The sequence below is a fragment of the Haliscomenobacter sp. genome (assembly GCF_033763495.1).
Taxonomy (GTDB): Bacteria; Bacteroidota; Bacteroidia; order Chitinophagales; family Saprospiraceae; genus Haliscomenobacter.
Genome location: NZ_JANRKL010000036.1, coordinates 1 through 22,888, shown reverse-complemented (window position 1 = coordinate 22,888; position 22,888 = coordinate 1). Strand labels below are relative to the sequence as shown.

At 48.5% G+C, this 22,888-nt stretch carries 17 protein-coding genes; 6 read left to right on the top strand and 11 right to left on the bottom strand.

Translation table 11 applies throughout. The features are described 5' to 3' along the window. Positions 1-88: 88 nt before the first annotated feature. Together SFV55_RS04485 and SFV55_RS04480 are read right to left on the bottom strand one after the other, a co-directional pair. Positions 89-1,633, bottom strand: a complete 1,545-nt coding sequence (locus SFV55_RS04485; protein ID WP_320028268.1) for an ATP-binding protein — start codon at positions 1,631-1,633, stop codon at positions 89-91. A gap of 66 nt (positions 1,634-1,699) precedes the next feature. Next, a complete protein-coding gene (locus SFV55_RS04480) occupies positions 1,700-5,605 on the bottom strand; it encodes a dockerin type I domain-containing protein (protein WP_320028267.1) in 3,906 nt (1,301 codons plus the stop codon). 471 nt (positions 5,606-6,076) lie between these two features. Between SFV55_RS04480 and SFV55_RS04475 the strand changes: the two genes are divergently transcribed. Further along, a complete protein-coding gene (locus tag SFV55_RS04475; protein ID WP_320028266.1) occupies positions 6,077-7,123 on the top strand; it encodes an NAD-dependent epimerase/dehydratase family protein in 1,047 nt (348 codons plus the stop codon). A gap of 95 nt (positions 7,124-7,218) precedes the next feature. Here SFV55_RS04475 and SFV55_RS04470 read toward each other — a convergent pair whose 3' ends face one another. From SFV55_RS04470 to SFV55_RS04460, 3 genes are all read right to left on the bottom strand, one after another. Beyond that, positions 7,219-8,862 (bottom strand): FAD-dependent oxidoreductase, encoded by a 1,644-nt coding sequence (locus SFV55_RS04470; protein ID WP_320028265.1) that lies wholly within the window; start codon positions 8,860-8,862, stop codon positions 7,219-7,221. A 79-nt stretch (positions 8,863-8,941) separates the two neighbouring features. Beyond that, on the bottom strand, positions 8,942-9,544 hold the full coding sequence (locus tag SFV55_RS04465; RefSeq protein ID WP_320028264.1) for a DNA-3-methyladenine glycosylase 2 family protein: 603 nt from the start codon (positions 9,542-9,544) through the stop codon (positions 8,942-8,944). Positions 9,545-9,608: 64 nt separating this feature from the next. Then, positions 9,609-10,076: a hypothetical protein gene (locus SFV55_RS04460; protein ID WP_320028263.1), complete on the bottom strand. Its 468-nt coding sequence runs from the start codon at positions 10,074-10,076 to the stop codon at positions 9,609-9,611. Positions 10,077-10,309: 233 nt separating this feature from the next. On the opposite strand from SFV55_RS04460, the gene SFV55_RS04455 reads away from it, so the two are divergent. Together SFV55_RS04455 and SFV55_RS04450 are read left to right on the top strand one after the other, a co-directional pair. Then, positions 10,310-12,073 carry a S8 family serine peptidase gene (locus SFV55_RS04455; RefSeq protein ID WP_320028262.1) on the top strand — a complete coding sequence of 588 codons (1,764 nt, stop codon included), beginning with the start codon at positions 10,310-10,312 and terminating at the stop codon, positions 12,071-12,073. 266 nt (positions 12,074-12,339) lie between these two features. Continuing rightward, positions 12,340-13,749, top strand: a complete 1,410-nt coding sequence (locus SFV55_RS04450) for an ArnT family glycosyltransferase (protein ID WP_320028261.1) — start codon at positions 12,340-12,342, stop codon at positions 13,747-13,749. A gap of 77 nt (positions 13,750-13,826) precedes the next feature. Here SFV55_RS04450 and SFV55_RS04445 read toward each other — a convergent pair whose 3' ends face one another. From SFV55_RS04445 to SFV55_RS04420, 6 genes are all read right to left on the bottom strand, one after another. Beyond that, positions 13,827-14,306, bottom strand: coding sequence for a gliding motility lipoprotein GldH (locus SFV55_RS04445; protein ID WP_320028260.1), 480 nt, complete (start codon positions 14,304-14,306; stop codon positions 13,827-13,829). 136 nt (positions 14,307-14,442) lie between these two features. Continuing rightward, the gene (gene dnaJ / locus SFV55_RS04440; protein WP_320028259.1) at positions 14,443-15,618 is read right to left on the bottom strand and encodes a molecular chaperone DnaJ; all 1,176 of its coding nucleotides are present in this window, start codon (positions 15,616-15,618) and stop codon (positions 14,443-14,445) included. Positions 15,619-15,624: 6 nt separating this feature from the next. Beyond that, positions 15,625-16,197, bottom strand: a complete 573-nt coding sequence (locus SFV55_RS04435) for a nucleotide exchange factor GrpE (protein WP_320028258.1) — start codon at positions 16,195-16,197, stop codon at positions 15,625-15,627. Between the two features lie 108 nt (positions 16,198-16,305). After that, complete coding sequence (locus SFV55_RS04430; RefSeq protein ID WP_320028257.1) at positions 16,306-16,839, bottom strand: TlpA disulfide reductase family protein; 534 nt, start codon at positions 16,837-16,839, stop codon at positions 16,306-16,308. 84 nt (positions 16,840-16,923) lie between these two features. Next, complete coding sequence (locus tag SFV55_RS04425; RefSeq protein ID WP_320028256.1) at positions 16,924-17,925, bottom strand: sugar phosphate nucleotidyltransferase; 1,002 nt, start codon at positions 17,923-17,925, stop codon at positions 16,924-16,926. 45 nt (positions 17,926-17,970) lie between these two features. Then, positions 17,971-19,962, bottom strand: a complete 1,992-nt coding sequence (locus SFV55_RS04420; RefSeq protein ID WP_320028255.1) for an OmpA family protein — start codon at positions 19,960-19,962, stop codon at positions 17,971-17,973. Between the two features lie 194 nt (positions 19,963-20,156). Here SFV55_RS04420 and SFV55_RS04415 point away from each other — a divergent pair, with 194 nt between their 5' ends. The 3 genes from SFV55_RS04415 to SFV55_RS04405 form a co-directional block, all read left to right on the top strand. Continuing rightward, positions 20,157-21,140 carry a glycosyltransferase gene (locus SFV55_RS04415; protein ID WP_320028254.1) on the top strand — a complete coding sequence of 328 codons (984 nt, stop codon included), beginning with the start codon at positions 20,157-20,159 and terminating at the stop codon, positions 21,138-21,140. 356 nt (positions 21,141-21,496) lie between these two features. Further along, a complete protein-coding gene (locus SFV55_RS04410) occupies positions 21,497-21,826 on the top strand; it encodes a XisI protein (protein WP_320028253.1) in 330 nt (109 codons plus the stop codon). A gap of 129 nt (positions 21,827-21,955) precedes the next feature. Further along, positions 21,956-22,888 (top strand): hypothetical protein (locus SFV55_RS04405; protein WP_320028252.1); only part of this gene is annotated, 933 nt, incomplete at its 3' end.

The following is a 22,888-nucleotide window of genomic DNA, read 5'->3' as shown; positions in this document are numbered from 1 at the left end:
CTGAGAGGTCGTTCCCGCTTTTTTTGTTAAGGCGCTATTTTTTGTATAAACCTAATATTGGTGCAAGCCACTACATTCCTCCAGCCCCTCAAAACACCTCCTCTTTCCACTCCCCAATATTCCGTGTCTCGCTCAAAAAATTCACGCCTATTCCAATCACCGGTTTTTCTTTATTCCAAAATGCTTGATAATATTCTTTTTTCCTGATTTGATCCAGGGCTTTTTCCCCGCTTTGGTCCAGTTTAAACTCAAAAATATAGATGTAGGAAGCCGTTTCCACCAAGGCATCTACCCGACCATCAGAGGTACACACCTCGCTATGGATGTTCAGGCCCATGTAAGTAAACAACAAATGAATGGCCGCATGGAAAAATTTCTCAGGATAGGTTTCGTGCAATTGATAAGTAATTGACTTGAACATAGCCTGTAATTGCTTCATCACCTGATCCACTTTGCGTGCTTCTAGCAATTGTTCCAGCTTATAAACTAGAGGTAATGCCTCTCCTCGGCGCAAGCCACCATAGGCCTCCAACAAAAAACCGGTCATGGCATTTTTTACCTCGTAGTTTGGGTAGTCCATCTCGTAGAGGCCCATTTCATTGCGGGACTTTAGAGTGAGGTAACCCGTTTGGTAAAGTAAGCCAAAGGCGTTGAGGTCTTCGAGATCAAAAGTAGCGAAACTTTGTTCCCCCTGAGGATAAAGCTCTAGTTCGTAGAGGCCTTCTTTTTTTAAAAGTTTGATCAAAAAACTCGGGGTACCCGTTTCAAACCAGAAGTTTTTGAACTCCTGTAGGTGAAAAAACATATTGATTGAAACAGGGTTGTAAACCGTTTCAGCACTGGCATGAAATCGATACCCATTGTACCAAAAGCGCATTTTGTCTGACAACTCCTGCTTATTCAGTTTGAGTATGGTTGAGGTGTTTTCAATTTCTTCCGAAAAACCCTGTTCCAGCTCAGTTTGAGTGTATCCAAGCATGGATGAAAACTGTGCATTCATCGTCAGATCCACCAAATTGTTCATGCCCGAAAAAATTCCCACTTTGGAAAATTTGCTCACCCCGGTGATGAATACCAACTCCAGATAAGGGTCTAAATCCTTTAAAACAGCATAAAAACTTTTGAGCAATTCTCGATTCTGGTAAGCTATGGCAATTTCTTCGCCCAGATAATTTACAATTGGTGCATCATATTCATCAATCAAGACCACCACTTTGTTGACCTTGGCCAATTCGGTGACCAGATAGGATAGCTTATTGGTAAGATTACCTTGAATAGGTTCCAGGCCATGCGTTTTGATCAGGCCATCCAGGGCGTAATTCAGCGATTCTTGCAGGCCATTTTGCTGAAAACCCAGCGCAGTAAAGGAGATTTTGACAATGGGATGGGCTTTTCGACTCCAATCCCACTGATCTTCAATCCATAAACCTTTGAACAACTCTTTGCTACCACGGTACAATTCTTGTAAAACCGCTACGGTGATGGATTTGCCGAAACGACGAGGACGGGAGAGAAAAAAATACTTTCCTGAGGTACACATCCGGTGTACGTAGCGGGTTTTGTCGATGTACTTGTACCCTCCACGAATGATTTCACCAAAATCTTGTAAACCTAAGGGCAGTTTTTGAGCCATAATCCCGTTGCTTTTAACTCAAAGATAGGGCTTTTAATTCATCAAAAAAAATCGGCTCAAACCCCATCAATTCACCATCACCAATCGAGTAACCACCTGTTGGCCATTCTGCCGGATGATCACCGAATAGGTCCCTGCACCCGGCAAATCCTGCTGAGCGTAGGCAAAGTTGTTCTCACCCACGAACAGGTCTACCCGATCCTGCCGTACGGTCCGACCAAAGGCATCGATGACCTGGAGGGTGGCTTCCCCGCCACTTGGGCTCGACCATTTGATTTGCACCTGATCGCGGAAAGGGTTCGGTTGAACCGAGAGCACCTTAAAGTCCAACTGTGGACGTGTTGGCAGCAATTCACCCTCCTTTTTAATGATGTCGGGATTCAACTGAGTCAGGCCATTGGTTTCAACGTTGCCGTTTACATCTCCCAATTTGATGCCGATAAAGCGGGCATCAGACACCGAACGATCCAGGTCGTTGAATTGGATGTACTTGGGAATCGCTTCGGCCCAGGGGTTCCTGGGGTCTTTGAAGCGGTGTTTGGCATCTACAAAGATCCAGCTTTTACCACCCTCAAAAGTAGTATCCAGATGCAGGATAACCCTGCGGATTTTGATCAAATCGAGGGTGGAAATGGAACCAGACTGGTTTACGTCTGCAGCAAGCAATTGGTATGGGGAGCTCAGTAGTTGTTTACCCAGAATGTGTTTGGTGATCAACAAAACATCAAATGTGCTGACACCATTGGTAGCATCATCTTCTTTATCAGCGGTGAGGGTATAGTCGTAGCCTGCTGCAAACCCCTGCATGAGGTAATCGCCCGTTTGGACACTTACGGCTTTTAAACTTTTGGCGCCACTACTTTCCACCACTACCCCGCTCAGGCTGAGGCCCAATTCAGTGCGGGTATTCCCCTCGATGATGAGGGTGTCGCCAGGGTCTTTACAAAGGTTGTATTTGTTGTCCTGTACCTTGATGTAGGTCAAACAATAATCGTGGTTGGGGCCCGGAGGGCTGAGTTTCGTATTAATGGCGTTGTCCCAGGCGTGCAATTCGACTTCAGTCAAACCTAAATCATCGCAGGTCAGGATGATGTAGTCCTGATTGATGTTGGCTTTTTCCCCTTTGCGGTTGATGGAATAACGAACCGGGCCTGAACAAGAATCGATGCTGGGGCTAGCCAGCAATTCTTTGGCCCAGACGATGGTTGACGCCCTATCCACATCTCCGTCGCCGTCAATATCCGTATTCGGCGGCAACTCACTCAATTCAGCAGATAAACCGTGAATACAAGTAACGGAGGGTGGTTTACAATCCACTACTTTAAATTTGACGAAACCTTTGCCCGAATTCCCGCAAGCGTCGGTTACTTTGATCTCCAACTGATAATCACCTTTAGGTACCACCCCGGTGAACAAATATTTGGGGTAGCGCCCAAACACCCGCCAATTGGTTTGGCTGCTGCTGGAACTTTCGTTGATTTCCAATTTAAGGTCGGTTTCAATATTGAGGTTATTGGGGTCACAAGCCTCCTGAATGCCTACCGACAATACAATATCCGCTTTACAATCACTGCGGTTGATGCAAAAAGATACGTTGGACTCGGTGAAGACCTGTGGAGCTTCATTGTCCACCACTTTGATGACTTGGGTATAGGTCCATTGTCCGGTTGGTTTCCGGTTCAATTTTTCCCAATACCCTTCTGGATTGCCGCCACAAGCCCGGGAATTCTTCAGCGGGAATTTGTTCTTTTCATTGTTGTCAGCATCAAAATAGGCGCTGCCGTCGTGGCGTACGATCACCCACACATCTTCTTCTCCACCGGTTCCGTCACAGTCGATGTCGCGAGGTACAGGAATAACGTCGTCTCCATCCACATACTCGCACCAATTGATGACATTGTAGGTTCTGAAAATTTTATAACATTCTTCCCCATCAGCCTGGTAACGTTTATCGCTGACGTTTACTGCCAGGATATCACAAGCCAGTTCGAAGGTTCCGATGGTATCAGGGCTAGGGTCTTTACAATATTCGATGTAATCCTTAGGGAATTTGATCATGTACTCATGGGTGGCAATTACGGTGATCCATTGCACGCAGGTATCAGGAGATTCATTGCCGGATTCGTCACGGGCCAAAAATTTCCGTTTAACCGTCCCTACGCCGCAATTGTTGATTTTCACTTCCGGATCAAATTCGATCCATTCTGCTTTGAAACAATTGTCTCCAACCTTAGGTGCTCCGAAATACCGGAGGATGGTGCTGCGGTTTTTAAAATCAACCCCTTTGGGCAAACTATCGCAATACACAGTAGTGTCTTTGGGGGCCCGGCACCAGGGCTTCATTTTGTCCTCGATCCAAACGGTTGTCCAGCAATAATCCGTATTGCCTGCAGCATCGGTTGCCCTCAGCTCTACTTTGACGTAGCCTAAAGCAAGGTCACAACAGGTGAAGGTGAGTATCGAATCCCAGCGGCTTACCCGGGGTGTATCCAGTGGGTTGCAATTTTCATCCTGAGTGATGGGCCGACGAATGTGGAGTTTGGCCAATGTACAATTGTCTTTACTGCCTTCATCTACATCTTCCGCCCGCAATTGAGCATAGCCTGCTTCATTGAGTGTGATGTTGATTTTATCGTCACAAATGGCTACCGGACTAATCCTGTCCTGTACTTCCAGGCGGATGGTGTCTTTGGCTTCGTTGTGGCAAGCATCGCGCACCGTATAAATGAGGAGGTGGCAGCCAGCGGGCAGGTTGCCGATGTAACGTTTGGGGGCACCACTATTTGTAAACCCTAAACGCACTGGAGGTTTGGGATCAATGGGCAGGCCAAGGGTGTCGCGACAGGTATCAGTCCAGATTTCCGCAGTCCAGGTATAACCCGAGCAAGCGTCCGTTACAATTGGTGGCATGACTTCAATGGCCGCAGTACAATCAAAAGGGCTGGTAGAAGTGCTCAAAAAATCATGATGGTAGAGACTCTTGATGATGGGTTTATCCACATCGCCCACTTTGATGATTTGGCTAAGCTCAATGGAAATTTTTTTACACCAATCTTTGATGATCCAACGCCGCAGTACCTTGTACGTAGTGGGGCATACTTCAAAGCGGGTATCCACATAAGCAGAGCTAAGCCCACAGGAAGAATCCACCGTGATGTAATCAATTTTTCCCTGGTAATTGACCACGTAAGGGTAGCCACTCACATCGGGGTGGATGTTTCCGTTTTTGTCCTTTTTCGGGTTGTTGTTTCCGGTGCAGGTATTGATGCCCACACTATCCGGCAATTGGATAGAAGCCAGTGGCGCGCGCAGCAAGGTGATGAACTGCGGATCGGTGTCTTGATTGCCCTTGGCATCGCTGGCAAAAAACAAACGCCGAATGATGATGGTATCGCAGTGGTTGTCGTAATAAATAGCGTCAATAAAACTGCGAATCTTTAATAATCCTTGGTTGCAATTGTCCTTGAGGGTAGCAATCCCAAAACTGTCGGTACTGCTCAGGTTTTGGTAAATGTCTGTAATCTCGTCACAAAAAATAAAGAGGGTAGTATCCGCAGGTGCGGTAACGACTGGAGCCATCTTATCTTCGGCAGCTACAACGCCCCAACAACTTGTAAAAGAAGTACAAGACTTGGGGTTTTTGATGTTGACAACAAAGCGAAAATTACCACAGCCATCTACTGTATCGCGGTTGAGCGGGTTTTCATCGTCCACAAAAATTTCGTAATCATCTGCAGATAAACAAGCTTCCGAACCTTCCAAAACCAATTTGGGTGTAAGTACAAACTGGCAGTTTGAATCCAGTGTAATGTGTACGGTATCAATACATCCTTGGTTTGCTGTTGTCCGTATAGATGGTGCAGTTTGTACCCCGGGTACAAGGGAGATCGACAACTTGTGACCAAAGTTGCCGAGTAGCAGCAAGGCTTTAAAAGCAACCGCTACGGGAATGAGTTGATAAAAACTGCGCATGCCGATCTTATTCTTTCAATCGATTCCTAGAGCAATAGCCGCAATAACTAATACTCTTCATCAAATGAGATTATGACAAAAAAATTGTTCAAAGGATTGTTACCGAGCTTCTTAATCTGAATGGCCAAAACAACGGCTAGGAATGCGACCACGAAACCTTTGACTCTCTCTCCGGTTCCTATATGTCAAAAGGTTTATGTAATGAAACTCTGTAATCACACTTACAGGCGGCTTTTCAATGGGTATTTCCGGCAATCACTTATGACGTGATCCAAAAGGGGGTAGGACCGGATGTCTCTATGGGGGTAAATATACCCAAATAATTTTTATTCGTGAAAGAAAAAATATGACCTTAACAATTGTGTTTTCAGTTCTCTACCTAAAATACAGTTGATTGTGTTAGTTTTGAGCACTGAATGTAAACAAGTTTGTAGTTTTTCTGGGTTACCATTCGGGTATAAATTTTTTCATGTGCAGCTACAATCATTTGATCAGTCCTTGCCTATCCTGGTTACCGGAGGTTCAGGTTATTTGGCATCCTGGATGCTTAAATACCTCGTTGAGGCGGGTTATTATGTACGTACTACGGTTCGGAATCGGCAGGATGAACGCAAAATTGCCCATCTCAAACGGATTGCGGAAGCTGGCCCGGGTCGGCTGGAGTTTTACGAAGCAGATTTGATGCGCCACGGGGACTTCAACAATCCCATGCGGGGTTGTGAGTTGGTCATCCATACGGCTTCTCCTTTTTTGATTGGAAAAATTAAGGACCCCCAACGACAGCTGGTTGACCCTGCTCTGGAGGGTACCAAAAATGTGTTGTATTCAGCCGGGGAAACCCCTTCCGTCAAGCGGGTGGTAATGACTTCTAGCGCAGTGGCCGTATATGCCGAGGCCCGCGAGATTTTGGACCAGCCCAGTGGGGCTTTTGATGAACGCAATTGGAATTTGATTTCCGATCTGCGATATGATCCCTATGGTTATTCCAAAACCCTGGCTGAAAAAGAAGCCTGGATCATTGCCAATCAACAGGCGCAATGGGATTTGGTTTGTATCAACCCCACTTTCCTGTTTGGGCCCACCCTGTCGGGTCGGGGCGACAATGTGAGTGTATCCACCATGCGTCAACTGATGAATGGCGAGCTACGCCTGGGAGCTCCACAATTGTATTTTGGCGTAGCGGATGTGCGGGATGCTGCCCAGGCACATTTGTTGGCAGCCTTCACGCCCGAGGCAAATGGCCGGTACCTGATCTGTGCCCAAACGATGAGTATCCTGGAGATGGCTGCGGTGATCCATAACCACTATGGAGAAGCGTTCAAACTGCCCAAAAAACCTTTGCCCAATTGGTTGCTGTACCTGATTGGCCCTCGGGTGGGCTTTAGTCGGCGCTTTTTGCGGGGGAATTTAGGCTTTGCTCCACAGTTCGATGCATCACGAAGCACCAATGAGTTGGGATTGAGTTACCGACCAGTGGAAGAGACGATTGTGGATATGGTGGAATGCCTGGGGGATTAGGGTTAAAATACTTAAAGTCAGCCGATTATGTGTTTGGCGCAAGCCTTGGGCGCCAGCGCCTGAAATTAGCACCGATCAACCTTGCCACCATCCCCTCATCTTTCCAACACCTGTTGATCTTTCAATAACACCTCCCGCAACTTCTCGTAAGGCAATTTCTGCGGACTAACCTTATTGTTGATCGACAAAACAGCCGCCGTAGCCGCCGATTGTCCCAGAATCATAAACACGGGTTCCATGCGAATAGAACCATACGCAATGTGGGAACTCGATACACAAATCGGCACCAGTAGGTTTTGGCATTCTTTGATTTTGGGCAAAATCGAGCCATAGGCAATGGAGTAGGGCCGATCGGGATGGACCCCAATATCACCCTCGTTTTGCACAAAACCATCGGCATTGACATAACGCTGTGTATTGTGCGAGTCCAAGGCGTAGGAGCCCATACCTACGGGATTGGGCACTTTGGTTTTGCCCAGGGCATCAGCCTCCGTCATCACAAATTCCCCAACCATGCGCCGGGCTTCCCGGATGTAGAGTTGATGCGGCCAGTTGCCATTATCCGTGAATTCATCCTTGGGCAGGCCCCATTGCTGCATTTTTTCGCGTACATCAGCGGGCACCCGTGGGTCGTTTTGCAAAAAGTACATCAGCCCCTTTTGGTACAATTCGTGCTCTTTGATGATGGCCTTACGCCGCTCGTAAGATGCCTCGGGGTAGTCGTAATTTTTTCCAATGTAATCGGTGCTGAAAGGGCCGTGGTTGTTGGTATCGGTTTTGCGGTTGGGGATTGGATCAAATTTGTGGAAGGTTTCACGCCAGCCACTGGCGAATACCCGGGCGTACAACTCATACCGAGCAGGGTCGTAGCCAGCTGGTTTGACAAAGGGGATACGATTGTCGGGGTGATTGCTCAAACACATGCGAAAACAATAAGCCTGAATGCGTTTATCGCCGCTGCCATAAGTCCCCGCGGGTTCCGCTGATACCTCGGGAAGCAGACCACTACTGGGGTCATTTTCAATTGTATAGGGGCTGATTTTAGCTTTAAAATGGTGGCCATGTTGAAAAACCTCGGTTTGTACCCCGTTCCATTTTTCGTCGTAGACAGCATTGGCTTCTCGCCCAACATGGTAACTGACCCCAGCCAGGGCCATAAGATCGCCCTCATAGGTCGCATCGATAAACATTTTTCCCCTGTACACATTGCCGCTGAGGGTACGCATGGTGCGGATTTTTCCTGATTTTTTGCTCAAACCTTTGGCAGAACGGTCGAGCCATTCGTTGCGGTGAACGGTGAGCGCATATTCTTTGACAAAGTCTTCAAAAACCTTTTCCGCAGCATGGGGCTCAAAAATCCACATGGTGCGGTTGTTGCCATCGATAGCGGGTGTGCCCTGGCCTTTGTTGCCATATTCGGCTTTTTTTTGCCAAACCCAGGAATTGTCTTGCTGGTAATGCTCGTAAAGGCGGTGGTAAAACTCCCGGGAAAGCCCCCCGATGACTTCTTTGTTGCCGGTATCGGTAAAACCCAAGCCCCCAGAAGACAAGCCCCCCAAATGGGTATCCGGCGATACAATGATGACGGATTTGCCCATTTTTTTTACCTGTACCGCAGCCGTAATGGCAGCGGAGGTGCCGCCGTAGACGATTACATCGGCTTCAAACTTAGACTGAGCGAATAAAAAAAATGGCAAAAACGCTGAGAAGAGGATGTAGGGAAAAAAATATGACTTCATTGATCGATGTTTTCCGATAAAACTAAGGGAATGAAACGCCATCCCACCCACACCAGCACTCTTTCACACCATCACACTTTTATTGGTCTTTCCAGCGCCACAGGTAGCGACAGGCATAAGTGCGATAGGGTCGCCAGGCTTCCGCAATTTCTGTGAGCTGTTGGTATTGGGCCTTACCTTCCGATTCTACTTTGTACAGACGGATCATCGCTTGCCGTACCCCTAAATCGTCGATGGGGAACACATCCGGGCGGCGCAGCACAAACATCAGGATCATTTCCACCGTCCATTTGCCTACCCCTTTGATGCTGCTTAGGGTTTGTACAACTTCGGCATCACTGTAATCGGACCAGTCTTTTTCAAACAATTGATGTTCAATAAAAAAAGCAGCGGTATTGCGCATGTACTGCGCTTTTTGATTGGAGAGCCCTACCCCACGCAGGGTTTCGTGCGGCGTTTCCACCAACAATTCTGCTTTGGGGTAATCATCGGGAAAGAGGGCCAAAAATCGTTTAAAAATGGTATCGGCAGCCTTGACCGAAAGCTGTTGGGAAGCAATAGATTCCAACAAACCAAAATAAACATCGGTATTGTTTGCTCCATAATCCGGAAAAGCAATCCCGGGAATGATGGATGCCAGGAGTGGATCGCGGGAAAGATGAGCTATAACCTGCTCTTGCATGAGTTGGGTGTTTTGTTTAAAAACTCATGCAAAATAAAACTTTATTTTTAAAAATGAAAATTGCTTAAACTCTTACTTTGGCTATTTGAGCTGCTTTTTGAAATTTGAGTTCTACGTACTGCTCTTTAAAGCCCATCCGTTTGGCCATCATCAGCGCAGGGTGATTGGGTTTGGCATAAATGGCAATATCCCCATCCGCATAATCCACTGCTTTGTTGATCAGGTCTTCCAGTAAGGTGGTTTGGGCCTTAAAATCTTCGTGTAGCGCTGCCAATACCAAAAGATTTTCGGATTTAAACCCCTCCATTCCTGTCTTATTGACGACTACACCAGCAACTATTCGATTGTTGATCGTATAGGTGAGTACAAATCCTCCGAAAGATGGTTTATTTTTGAGGGCATAATCCAATGCCTCTTGAATGGCGCGGTATTCGGTATCGGGTGTATGTGCCCGAAAAAAGCTAAGAAGTGCGCTATTTTCCTGTGGGTTGACCCCCGAAAAAGCGTTGTACATCTGAATGGAAGGTTCCATGCTGTGAAAATGATTGAGTACGTAGATCTTGTTGCTCTCTGTTGATATGCACCAATGGGAATATTGTATCTCAATAGCTGGAAATGGAGTAAAGTGAGGCTATTTTGTCATTTGCATGTAAAATAGCTCTTTTCTGAGAATTGCAAAAGATTTAACGCATTTTATTTTGTTGATTGTCAAATATGTTAGTGCATTTGTTTCAAGGGCTCTAAAAAGGCCATAACCATAATCCGATGAAACACATCATTATTAACGCATTTTACCTGTTTGGAATTGCCCTGGGTTGTTTTTCTACCGCTCAGGCACAAAAAATAGAGCGAGAGGTCCAGGAAATGCTGCATACCCGGGGGCATGTGGAAGCCATTGTCATGCTTGCTGAACAAGTTGATTTGAGCTTTGCCCAACAGCTCTCAAGCAAAGAAGCCAAGGGAGCATACGTTTTTCAAAAACTAAAAGCAACAGCTGAACGCAGCCAGGCGCCCTTGTGGAAAATTTTGACCGACGCCAAGCTCAGCGCCAGCCCACTGTGGATTGTAAATGCCATCTTTATTCCGAATTTGGATCAGGCTTCAGCCACCCTACTGGCGGCTCATCCCGCAGTACAAGCCATCATCAGCAACCCTCACACCTACCTGTCGCCACCGCGAATGGAAACGGAAATGGCCAGTTTGCGCTCCAGTGTGGAATGGGGCATTGAAAAAATCGGGGCTGCCGCAGTGTGGGCCAAGGGAATCACCGGACAAGGGGTCGTGATTGCGGGCCAGGATACAGGCTGCGACTGGGAGCACCCTGCGCTGGTCAAAAAATACCGGGGAAATGTAGAAGCCAGCCCCAACCACAATTACAACTGGCACGATGGCATCAGCAAATACAATCCGCTGAACAACGATACCCTCAATCCCTGCGGACTCAATTCCAAATTTCCTTGTGACGACGACAACCATGGCACCCACACCATGGGCACCATGGTAGGGGACGATGGAGCTGGCAACCAAATTGGGGTAGCACCCGGTGCACGCTGGATTGGGTGCCGCAACATGGACCGGGGTTGGGGAAGTCCAGCTTCTTACCTGGATTGTTTCCAGTGGTTTTTGGCACCCACCGATTTGAAAAACCAGAACCCCAACCCCAAACTGGCGCCCCATGTGATCAACAACTCCTGGGGTTGCCCCGATATTGAAGGTTGTGGCCCCAACAATTGGAAACTCATGGAAAGAGCCATCATCAACCTGCGGGCAGCCGGAGTAGTGGTGGTGGTTTCGGCGGGTAATTCCGGTAGCCAGGGCTGTGGCTCTGTGGATGATGCACCGGCATTTTTCCCACAATCTTTTTCCATTGGTGCCACCAACATTAGTGATGTAATCGCCCGGTTTAGTTCGCGTGGCCCAGCCAGGTGGCAAGACACGCTGGTGCTCAAGCCCAATGTATCCGCACCGGGCCAGGCAGTACGTTCTGCGGTGCCTGGCGGTGGTTTTGCTTCATTCAGCGGTACCAGTATGGCGGGCCCTCACGTGGCCGGGGCGGTGGCACTGATCATTTCGGCCAATCCTGCCTTGGCCGGACAGGTTGAAACGATTGAAACCTTGTTGGAAAAAACTGCGGTATCCCTCACCGACACCATGAACTGTTCCGGGCTGCGCAGTGATCGGAGCCCCAATCCAGTGTATGGTTACGGGCGGATCAATGTGCTGGCTGCGGTAGAAGAGGCCCAGCGCATCAGTACCCCGGTGGATACCCCCACGCAGCAAAAAATAGCGATAAAAATAAGCCCGAACCCAGTAGTGGATGGCACTGTGTTGATCGAAGTCGGCACCTTACCCGATGCGGGCAAACTGGAGGTGTTGGACCCTGCCGGGCGTTTGTTGCAACGGCATGTCTTGCCACAAGCCAATTTTCAAAGCAAAAACCTTAACTTGGAGGCTTTACCTATGGGTACCTATTTTGTTCGGATTGTGGCAGGAGGTGCTTATGGGTACCAGAAAATTGTGAAGATATAGCTAAATAAGGTTGAAAAGATCAATGAAATTGATGATCAACCATTTGATGATTTTTTTTGAGTTACGAGTGACGAATACGTGAGTAGCGAGTTTTGAAGTGGGCTGCCGCAGTGACTTTGAAACAGGCTTGGTCTAAGACGCTGCGGTAGCCCACTTCAAAACTCGCTACTCATGTATTCGTCATTCGTAACTCGAAAGAGCCTTATGAAAAATCACTAAGCTTTACTTTGATTATCTGATAATCAAATCGCCTCAACCTTCAACTCATGTTCAAATCCCCCTTCCTCATTTTTTTGGGAACGGCTTTTTTGCTGCGCATTTTTTCCTTTTTCCCATCCGTCATCAATCACGATGAATCCACTTACATCGTCATCGCAGATGCCTTATTGCGTGGGCAGACTTATTGGGTGGAGGTGATTGACATCAAACCTGTAGGGATTTTTCTGATTTATGCAGCTTTGTTAAAAATTGGAGGAGGGTCGATCTTTTTGTTGCGTTTGTTTACTGCAGTTTGGGTAGCGGGCACTGGCTATTTTTTGTACCGCGCGGCCAAAGCCTGGCAAGCCGACGAAAATGCCGCCCGGGCCAGTGGAATGATGTACATCTTCATGTGTTCCTTGTTTACTTTTTATGGGGTATCGCCGAATACAGAATTGTACTATACCCTGTTCAATACCCTGGCGCTTTGGCTGATTTTGGCCTTTCCTCAACGGATTTGGGGCGCTTTGGGCACGGGATTGTGCCTGGGTGCAGGTTTTATGATCAAATACACTGTGGCATTTGACGCCCTGGCCATGGGGCTGATGCTGATCTGGATCTTTTGGCAGGCTAAAGCTCCACTTATGCGTTTATTGCTCCAAGGTGGGTTGATGATCAGCGCTTTTTTGGTCGTACCTCTGTTGGTGTATTGGACATACCACAGTTGGGGATTGGAAAAGGTGTTTTTACACTATACTTTTGGCGTGGGTGGGGCCTATCCGGCTGAGCTCAGTGTAGGGAATCGGGCTTTGTTTTTGCTGGATTTTTTGCTGCGCTTTTTACCCATCACCCTGGCTTTTTGCTGGGGCCTGTATTGGCGCACCAAGCCTTGGGTTTTAGCTTGTATTTGGGCGCTTTGCGTTTTGGTGGCCATCAACGTACAGGGGAAACCTTTTGGGCATTATTTTATCCAAATGATGTTGCCAGTGGCCTGGCTGGCAGGTACTTTTTATGCGCGTGATCTGCCCAAACCGCGTTGGATTGCGCCCTTGTTTCGGCTGCGCAATGGTGCGATTGTACTGAGTTTGTTGTTTTTGGTCAACTTGTTTTTGCAAAAAAAAGACTACCTCGACAAGCCTGATCACGCCCGGGAAACCGCAAATTACCTGCGACCACTTTTGTTGCCAGATGACCGGATTTACCTGGGCAATTACCATCAGATTGTTTATCACTTACTGGGCCAGGAAAGTCCTACGCCGTATGTGCACCGCTCCTTGATTTGGGAAAAACGGCACCGGGCGGTCTTGCAGATTCACCTAAGTCAAGAGTTGGCCAAAATCCAAAGGATCAATCCCCGTTTTGTGGTGTTTCAGCCTGAATTGCCGGATGAACCTGCGGCGAAGGCGTTTTTGTACCGTTATCGGGAAATTAAGAAGATACGGGATAAGGCCGTGGTGTATGAGCGGCGGCCGTGGTAGGTTTTATTTTTTACCACCTAAGATACTTTAGGCACTTAAGAGGCACCTAAGTAGATCATGCACGTTGCTTCAAGGTTCTATTTCTGCACCTTAGAGGCCGTCTTTTCCACTTTAAAACTCAAACCTTTCACTCCTTCCACCTTCTCTGTCCGCATGTACTGCTCGATGCTGAACTGGTAGGTGCCAGCCTGTTCAAAAATGGCATTTTGTTGGATGGGAATTTCGAGTCTGCAAGTCTTGCCGCTGCATTTGCCGTACCAGGCGCCGCTGCCATCGGCCAGATTGAGCGAGACGACTTGTTCACGTTTTTCTTGATTGGGGAAAACGGTCTTGATTTTGACGTACAAGTTTTGGAAGGCGTATTCCGGGCTGTGTTTGACCCCGATGATCAGGTTGTAGAGGTGGGAGGTATCTTTGATTTCAACCTGGTGCTGCTGAATGGCCTGATAAGTCCAGGTATCGTTTTCGAAGGTCGTTTGGTCCTTGTAGACGTAGTTGGGGCCGCAAGCGCTAAGCAGGAAGGCGAGGGCAAAGCAGAGAACAAAAACATATTTCATAGCGGTGTATTAATTCAAATGACGAATAATTCGAGTGACGAATGACGAAAACGACACTTCGGCTTCGCGCTGTGACCGTTTTCGTCATTCGTCACTCGAATTATTCGTCATTTGCAGCAACGATCAAGTCTATTCCTTATTTGAAAAAGTCCCGCATTTTTTCAAAAAAGCTGCGGTCAGACTTGCCGGGTTGTGGTTTGAAGTTGGGCAATTCCCGCATTCTTTCCAACAAGCGGCGTTCCTCGTCGTTCAGTTTTTTCGGGGTCCAAACATTGACGTAAATCAACTGGTCGCCGCGCTCACCCCGGTAACCTTGTACCGAAGGCAGGCCTTTGTCTTTCAGGCGGAAAATTTTGCCTGCCGGAGTACCCGCCGGAATTTTGATTTTTACCTTTCCATCCAGGGTAGGGACCTCTTCAGAAGTGCCCAGACTGGCGTCGGCAAAATTGATGAACAACTCGTAAATCACGTTTTGTCCATCCCGCTGCAAGTGTTCATGCGGCTTTTCCTCTATGGTAATCAGCAAGTCGCCAGCAGGGCCTCCATTCGGGCCAGCGTTGCCTTTGTTCCGCATTTGCAGTTGCATGCCCTCTTCCACGCCTGCCGGGATGTCGATATCCAGGGTTTCTTCCCCTTCCACGGTTCCGGCACCGCGGCATTTGGCACAATGGCTGGTTACCACCTGTCCACGGCCGCCACAAGTGGGGCAAGGGGTGGTCGTCGCCATTTGTCCCAAAAAGGTATTGCGCACCTGGCGTACGTATCCGGCACCGTTACAGGTAGTACAGGATTTTACCGAAGAGGAGTCTTTGGCCCCTGATCCACGGCATTCGTCGCAGGTAGTTTGTTTGCGGACCTTGATTTTTTTGGTCACCCCATTGGCGATTTCTTCCAGGGTCAGGGATACCTTGATGCGCAGGTTACCCCCGCGCTGGCCGCCCCTTTGGCCGCCACCCGAACGCCCTCCGGTGTTCCCAAAAAAAGAACCAAAAGGTGAATCGTCGCCGAAGATGTCGCCAAATTGGTTGAAAATATCGTCCATGCTCATCCCACCCGGACCGTAGCCGCCGCCGCCACCCATGTTGGGATCAACACCTGCGTGACCATAACGATCGTACCGAGCCCGTTTGTCGGCATCATTGAGCACTTCGTAAGCCTCCGCAGCTTCCTTGAATTTTTCTTCGGCTTCTTTGTCCCCGGGGTTTTTGTCTGGGTGGTACTTCATCGCCATTTGGCGGTAAGCCTTGCGTAAAGCCCCCTCGTCGGCATTTTTAGGCACCCCAAGCACTTCGTAAAAATCGCGCTTAGCCATACTTTTTTATTTACCTACTACTACTTTCGCGTAGCGGATGATTTTGTCCTTGAGTTTGTATCCTTTCTCCAAGGTATCGATCACTTTACCTTTCATTTCTTCGGTGGGTGCGGGAATTTCGGTAATGGCTTCGTGGATTTCGGTATCAAAATCGTGGCCATTGGATTCCATGGGTTCCAGGCCCTGGGCAGCGAGAATGTTGTACAATTTATGGTAGACCAACTTGACCCCTTCACTAAAGGGTTCGGTGCTGTTGGGCAATTCACTGGCGGTTTTGACCCGATCAAAATCGTCGAGCGCAGGCAGCAAGGCCTGAATGGTATCCTGAGCCGCAGTCCGCATCAATTCCAGCCGTTCTTTGAGGGTACGGCGCTTGAAGTTGTCAAATTCGGCAGCCTGACGGATGTATTTATCCTGCAAATCAGCATAATCCCTTTGCAAACGTGCCAATTGCTCTTCCGCAGAGGAGTCTCCAGCAGAGGGCTTTTCTTCTTGCCCTTCGGCATTGAGGTTGTTGTCGTTTTCCACTGGTGTTTCTAAAGTTTCTTCGTTGATTTCCACTTCTTTATTCGGATCCATTGCAGTACAATTGTTTTTCGGAACCCTCATCAATTATCTTGCCATGTCAGAAAAACTGAGAACAGAAAGGTCAGCTTGTCAGTTTTTGACAGCATGTCATGACAAAAATTACTGCTGGATTCGTTTCTCCACTTCCACAGGGTCCAGGTTTACCCCGATGATGATGCCCTGGGGGTTGACCAGGTAGTTGCTGGGTAAGGTTCGCACCTTGTACAAGGAAGCAATGGGTGAATTGAAAAATTTCATGCTGCTGGTTTGATCCAAAATGTGCAGCGGCCAATTGAGCCCATCGTATGCAATGGCCCTTTTCCAACTTTCCGCATTCCGTTCAATGGCGATACTGACGATGTGGAAGCCCTGCGCGTTGGGCAATTTTTGCCCCGCATAGCGATTGTTCAGTGCTACCCACTGAGGGTTCTCCATTCGGCAAGGGCCGCACCAGGACCCCCAAAAATCGAGCAAAACGTAGTTGCCCTTTAGGTCAGCAAGTTGAAAATTTTGATTGCTGATGGTTTGCGCCTTAAAATCCAGCGCTTTTTGCCCATTGACAAATTGGGGCTTTTGGTAAAAATACTTGCCAATGTAAATTCCCGCCACTGCAATGATGAGGACGAGGACGAGGCGATCGAAAGTGATTCTCATGCAAAAGAGTTGAGGAGTTGAGAAGTTGAATGACCCGGCCGCTGAGCGGAGCCGAAGCGCCGGGTCACTCAACTCCTCAAGTCCTCAACTAAAATCTATTTCCGTATTGTCCCCAATGTTCAAACTTTGCCTTAGGCCCGTAATCGAAGCATCGTTGCCCACCACCGAATTTTGGAGGATAATTTCCTGGATGGCGGCATAGTTGCCAATGATGGAGTCGCGCACAACGGCATTGTTGATGCGAACATTGTTGCCGATGGTAACATGTGGACCAATGATAGAGTTTACGATTTGGCAATTTTCGCCAATGCTGACCGGGTGAATGATGATGGAGTTGTCAAATTCGGGCAAATTGGCGGAGGCATAGCCCTTGCGCCGCAACATGATGGCATTGGTTTCGAGCAAAACATCTTTTTTGCCGCAGTTGAACCAGTTGTCCACCTCGATGGTGCTGAAGCGGGTACCGGTTTCAATCATGCGCATCAAGGCATCGGTGAGGGGGAACTCCCCATCGGTCCGGATGTTGTTGCTGATGTTGAACTCCAGTGCATCGATGAAAGAAGGGACTTCCTTGAGGTGGTAAAAACCCACCATTGCCATATTGGATTTGGGGATGCGGGGTTTTTCAATCACTTTGCTGAGGAAGCCATCATCGCCGTACTCGACCACGCCGTACTCGCGTGGATCATTGACTTTTTTCACCCCCAGGCTGGAGTAAGGATCCTGGAGCACCAGTTGAAAATCGAGGTCAATGATGGTATCTCCAAAAAAGATGAAAACATCGTCGGCATCCCGGATCGATTCCCGGGCGGTCCAGATGGCGTGTGCAGAACCCAGGCGCAATTCCTGGTTGACAAATTCCTTTTCTATATCCGGGTAAGCCTGTTCGACATAATTTTTGATTTTTTCCCCTAAATAACCAATCACAAAAATAAAGTCGCGCACCCCAATGTCGATCAATTGATCGATGATGAAGGAAATGATGGGTTTGCCCGCTACCGGAATCAAGGGCTTGGGTTGAGTATACGTCAATGGCCGCAAACGAGTGCCCGCGCCTGCTACCGGAATAATGGCTTTAGTATGCATGATTTGTATGTCCTCATGTTTTGTCGCCTCTAAGATAGTAAAATCTCAATTCCCGCCCGGTTTCAGCTCGTACTGTGCAGTTTCGTTTATTTTTAACACCTTCACTTCCGTCCGGCGGTTGAACTGGTGTTCTTTTTCCACACATTCTACCCCATCCTTACAATGGTTGCGGATTTGGGTTTCGCCAAAACCAGTGGTCCGGATGCGATTGGCCGCTACCCCTTTGCGCACCAAAAACTCCTTGGCCGCTTCGGCCCGGCGCTGAGACAATTGCAGGTTGTATTCGGCAGTGCCCCGGGAGTCGGTATGGGCACCCAATTCAACCTCCATGGTCGGGTACTTGAGCATCAGGCGGGTCAGGGCCTCCAGGTCGCGGGCATCGCTGGTCCGGATGGCGGCTTTGTTGAAGTCGTAGTAGATGTTTTCCATTACGATGATGGTACCTTCTGCCAGGGGTTTGCGCATCACCTCCTCGTTGGTGGGTACCAGGTGCATGTTGATGGAAAAGGAGCGGCTACCCCGTATATTTTCAGTAGAAAGTTGGGTCTGGGTGGCTTTAAATCCGTATTTCTCGGCCAGGATGGTGTAGGTACAACCCAGGTCCAGGCAATGGTCAAAAGTGCCATCGAGGTTGGAAGTGAGCAGCACTTCCTGCCCATTACAATTGCTGATGACCCGGATTTTGGCATTCGGAATGGGCTTTTCGTATTTGTCGGTCAGGGCAATCCCGCGCAAAGGGATACAATTGATGTGGGCCATCCGTACTTCCAGGGTGTTTTTCAGGTTTTGGGCTTTCGGGATAAAGGGAAGTTCCTGGGTTTTGAATCCGGTTTTGGAAATCAACAAAACATACTCGCGATTGACGGCCAGATTGATCGTTGAGGAGCCATCGCGCCCGGTTACCGCGGTAGGGTTGCCCAGTTCCTCGTCGTTTTTGCGGTTGAGGCGCATGATCAGGTCTTGAGATTGATCGTTGGCGGGTACCAGGGTAGCCGCGTAGGTATTGCCGTCCTTGATCAGCCCGTCAGTGGCCCGCTCAAAAACGCGGATGTTCACGTTGGGCATGGTGGCGTTGTTGTCCTCATCAATGGCGGTAATGCGCAAGGTAGCCTGAATGACGGGTTTGAGCCCTTGCAGGCCATTGGGCGCTTCAAACACGTAAATATCGTCTTTGCCAGCGCCCCCATTGCGGTTGGAAGAGAAAAATCCCCGGGTACTTTCTTTGTCCAGGATCAAACCAAAGTCGTCGGCTTTGGAGTTGAATGGTTGCCCCAAATTGATCACCTTGCCCCATTCACTGCCACTGAGGTCGATCATGTACACATCGAGCCCGCCCAGCCCCCGCAAGCCGGTGGATGAAAAAAACAAGGCGCCATTGTCGTGGATGTAGGGAAAAACCTCATTGCCGGAGGTATTCACTTCCGGCCCAAGATTGATGGGGTCCGACCATTTGGTTCCATCCCAGTCTACAAAATAAATGTCCATTTTGCCATAACCACCCGGCATGTTTGAGGCAAAAAACAAACGGGTCCCATCGTAATTCAGGGAAGGGTGCATACAGGAATAATTGACATTGTTGAAAGGCAGAGGGCGCACCCTTTCCCAATCGTAAGGCCCTTTAAAAGCCTCGTATACACGCATGCGCACGGTGTCGTCCTTGCCCGCCTGGGGTACCCCCTTGCTGATGTTGTTGCGGCTGAAGAACATTTTATCGGAGCTTTTGGTAAAACTCACCTGGCCTTCGTGGCGGTCTGAATTGATTTCGGCCGAAAAAGGCGCCGCTTGAACGGGCATGCCCTCTTCATCAAAATCGGCGTAATAGAGCTCAAAATAGGTTTCCCCCGTGACCTTGTCTACTTCCCCTGTGCGTTTGCGGGAGGAAACAAAAACCATCCCGTTGCCATAAAAGGCGGGCGAAAATTCCAGCGCCGCGCTGTTGATTCGGTTGCAGTTTTTGACCGTAACCGTACTTTGGGCCAAAAGATCGCTGCTGCAAAAAAGGGAATACAAGAATAACAAGGTAAATAACTGCTGCATAGTTAAAAGATTTACAACGCATACAAATGGATGTATACCCCGTGCGGAAAACGTTATTGGATTAGGAGGGAAAGTGCATTCAGCGTAGGATATAGCCATGAAGATAACGAAAAAATAAGATATTTTGATACATTCCTCCCCGCAAAGCCTTGCGAAAAAATCGAGATATTGCAGTGCAATAATTCAATAGTTTGATGTCAGCAATAAAAACCCTCGTTACGCCTCTGGACTGGGGGCTTGGCCACGCTACGCGCAGTGTGCCTTTGATCGAACAGGAGCTTGCCATGGGGCATGAAGTGCATTTGGCCTCCAATGGCCGGGCCCTGGCGTTTTTGCGGCAAAACTTCCCGGATTTGCCCTGTCACGAGCTGCCGGATTATGCCATCACTTATCCCAAAAGCAACCTGTACTGGCCCATGCTGCGCCAGATGCCCAAAATTTTCCTGGCCATTATGCGCGAATACCGGGTGGTACAAGCCTTGCACCAGGCCTTCCATTTTGACCGGGTCATCTCCGACCAACGTTTTGGCTGCTACATCCCGGGCATTTTTAACGCCTTTGTTTCGCATCAAATTCACTTGCCGGCCAGGCATTGGTTTGGGGGGCGAACGGTACAATTGATCAATGCGTTCTGGATTCGGACCTACTTTCAGGAATCCTGGATCCCAGACTGGGAAAACTACCCTGGCCTGGCCGGGGATTTGAGCCATCCGCCCTTGCGAGGGGTAAAAACCCGTTACCTGGGCCCATTGTCCCGCCTGCATAAAATGGAGGCGCCGATTCAATACCGCATTGCCTTCATCCTGTCTGGCCCTGAGCCACAGCGCAGCATTTGGGAGGCACAGATCCGGGAGCAGGTGCGGGCTTTCCCACAAGTGCCTTTTTTCCTCTTGCAGGGCAAACCGGAAGTGCCTTTTTTTCAACACCAAGAGGGCAACCTGAGCATAGCCCCCCATTTGGATGCCGCAAGTTTGTCGCTGCTTTTTGCGCAGTCCGGGCTCATCGTTTGCCGCTCGGGCTATAGCACCCTCATGGATTTGGCGCTTACGGAACGGCCCGCCTGCCTGGTGCCTACGCCAGGGCAACCGGAGCAGGAGTACCTGGCCCGGAAGTTGGGGGCCGAGGGGAAGTTCCCATGGTCGAAGCAGGAGGATTTTGAGCTGGCCAGGTTTTTGTAATGGCTTGGGGGCCCGTCAAAAAAGTAGGGGACCTTTATCCGGTGAAAATCAAAAATGTTTTCTTCCTGGCTTTCTGCCTTTGTGGCTCATCTTATTCTAATCGCGCCGTAGGCGTGAGCAAATCCGCCTTGATCCGCCCCATCCGCGTCACCCGCGCTGCTATTGTGGTCGCTTTGGCCTGCCCTTTTTTCCTCCCCTAAAATCCCCGGACTCAACGCGAAAATTCGTCATTCGTCATTCGTCACTCGTCATTCGAAAAATTCGTCATTCCCTCTTGCTTCACGGCTCACAAAAGCTTAATACAGCAGCGAAATTTAAACGATGCCAGCAAAAGATCTTGTTCACGATTTGGTAAAATGGATTCAATAAATCAATATAAAACCATAGTGCTGGACTATCTTCAAGAAGTAGCCAGCCTAACCCCGTCTGGACTGACTGAGACAATCGTCGATGAGCAACACAACCAATACCTGCTCTACAGCAACTATTGGGAAGAAAACCAAAGACGTTACGGTTGCTTCTTGCACATCCAGATCAAATCCGATGGTAAAGTATGGATTCAACACGATGGCACTGACCTATCCGTAGCCCAGCGACTGGTAGAGCGGGGTATCCCCAAAAACCAAATCGTACTCGGTTTTCGAGCGCCCTTTTATCGGCAAATGAGTGATTTCGCAGTGGCATGAGCTTTCGTCACTCGAAAAAATTCGTCCCTACTCCAAGTTGGCGTAGAAAAAACTTTTCTTGTATTTAATTTTATAAAAACACAAAAAATAACTAAATTTGGCTATCACGAACCTTAAACCCTTGTTCGTATGGCCAAACGTCAACAGAAAAACAAAAGCCCAAAGCCGTCGAAAAAAGCCCCAAAAAAGGGAAACACCTACGACAAAATTCTCAAAGAAAACTTCCGAGAACTCGTAGTTCCCCTGGTCTTCCGGCAAGAAGGCATCGATCCGATAAAAAGTGAACCCTTACCAGAAGAACTCAATTCCACGATCAGTCGGAAGATCGATTTTTTGATGCGGGTTCTGGAAAAAAATGGGGATGAATCGATCGTTCACATTGAATTTCAAACCAGAATGCCTCGGGCAATGGTCTACCGGGTGGCCGAGTACCATGGCTTTTTACTTGCAAAATACAAACTCCCTATCCGACACTTTGTGGTGTATTTGGGTAAGTCCCGAACCAAAGTCCCGACCGAATTACCCGAAAACCTACAATTCAGCGGTTATAAACTGATTGCCCTCAATCAAATCCCTTTTGAGGAGCTAATCAAATCAAAGATACCAGAAGAAATTATTCTGGCTATCTTTGCCCACTACCCCAAACACGACCCCGAACGGGTAGCCAGAATCATTCTGTATCGATTAAAAGAAGTATGCAAAGACGAGGTTTCCCTAAGAAAATTCATCACCCAGTTGACACTCTTGTCCCAATTGCGTAAATTGGACGGATATGTCAAACAAATTTCCGATAGTATGCCCATTACCATAGATTTGCGAGAGAATGCCATGGTCAAAGACCTGATTGCTGAAGTTCAAGCCGAAACGGAAGTGTATCGCCAACTAGCGGAAGAACAGCGCCAACAGGCGGAAGAACAACGTCAACGCGCCGAAGAACAACGCCAGCACACCCGCGCCGCTATCCTCAACCTCTACCAAACTTTGCACCTGGAACCCGCCTTGATCGCAACTATTTTTGAGATCAGCGAACAAGAGGTGATGGATATTTTGGAGGCAGCCGAA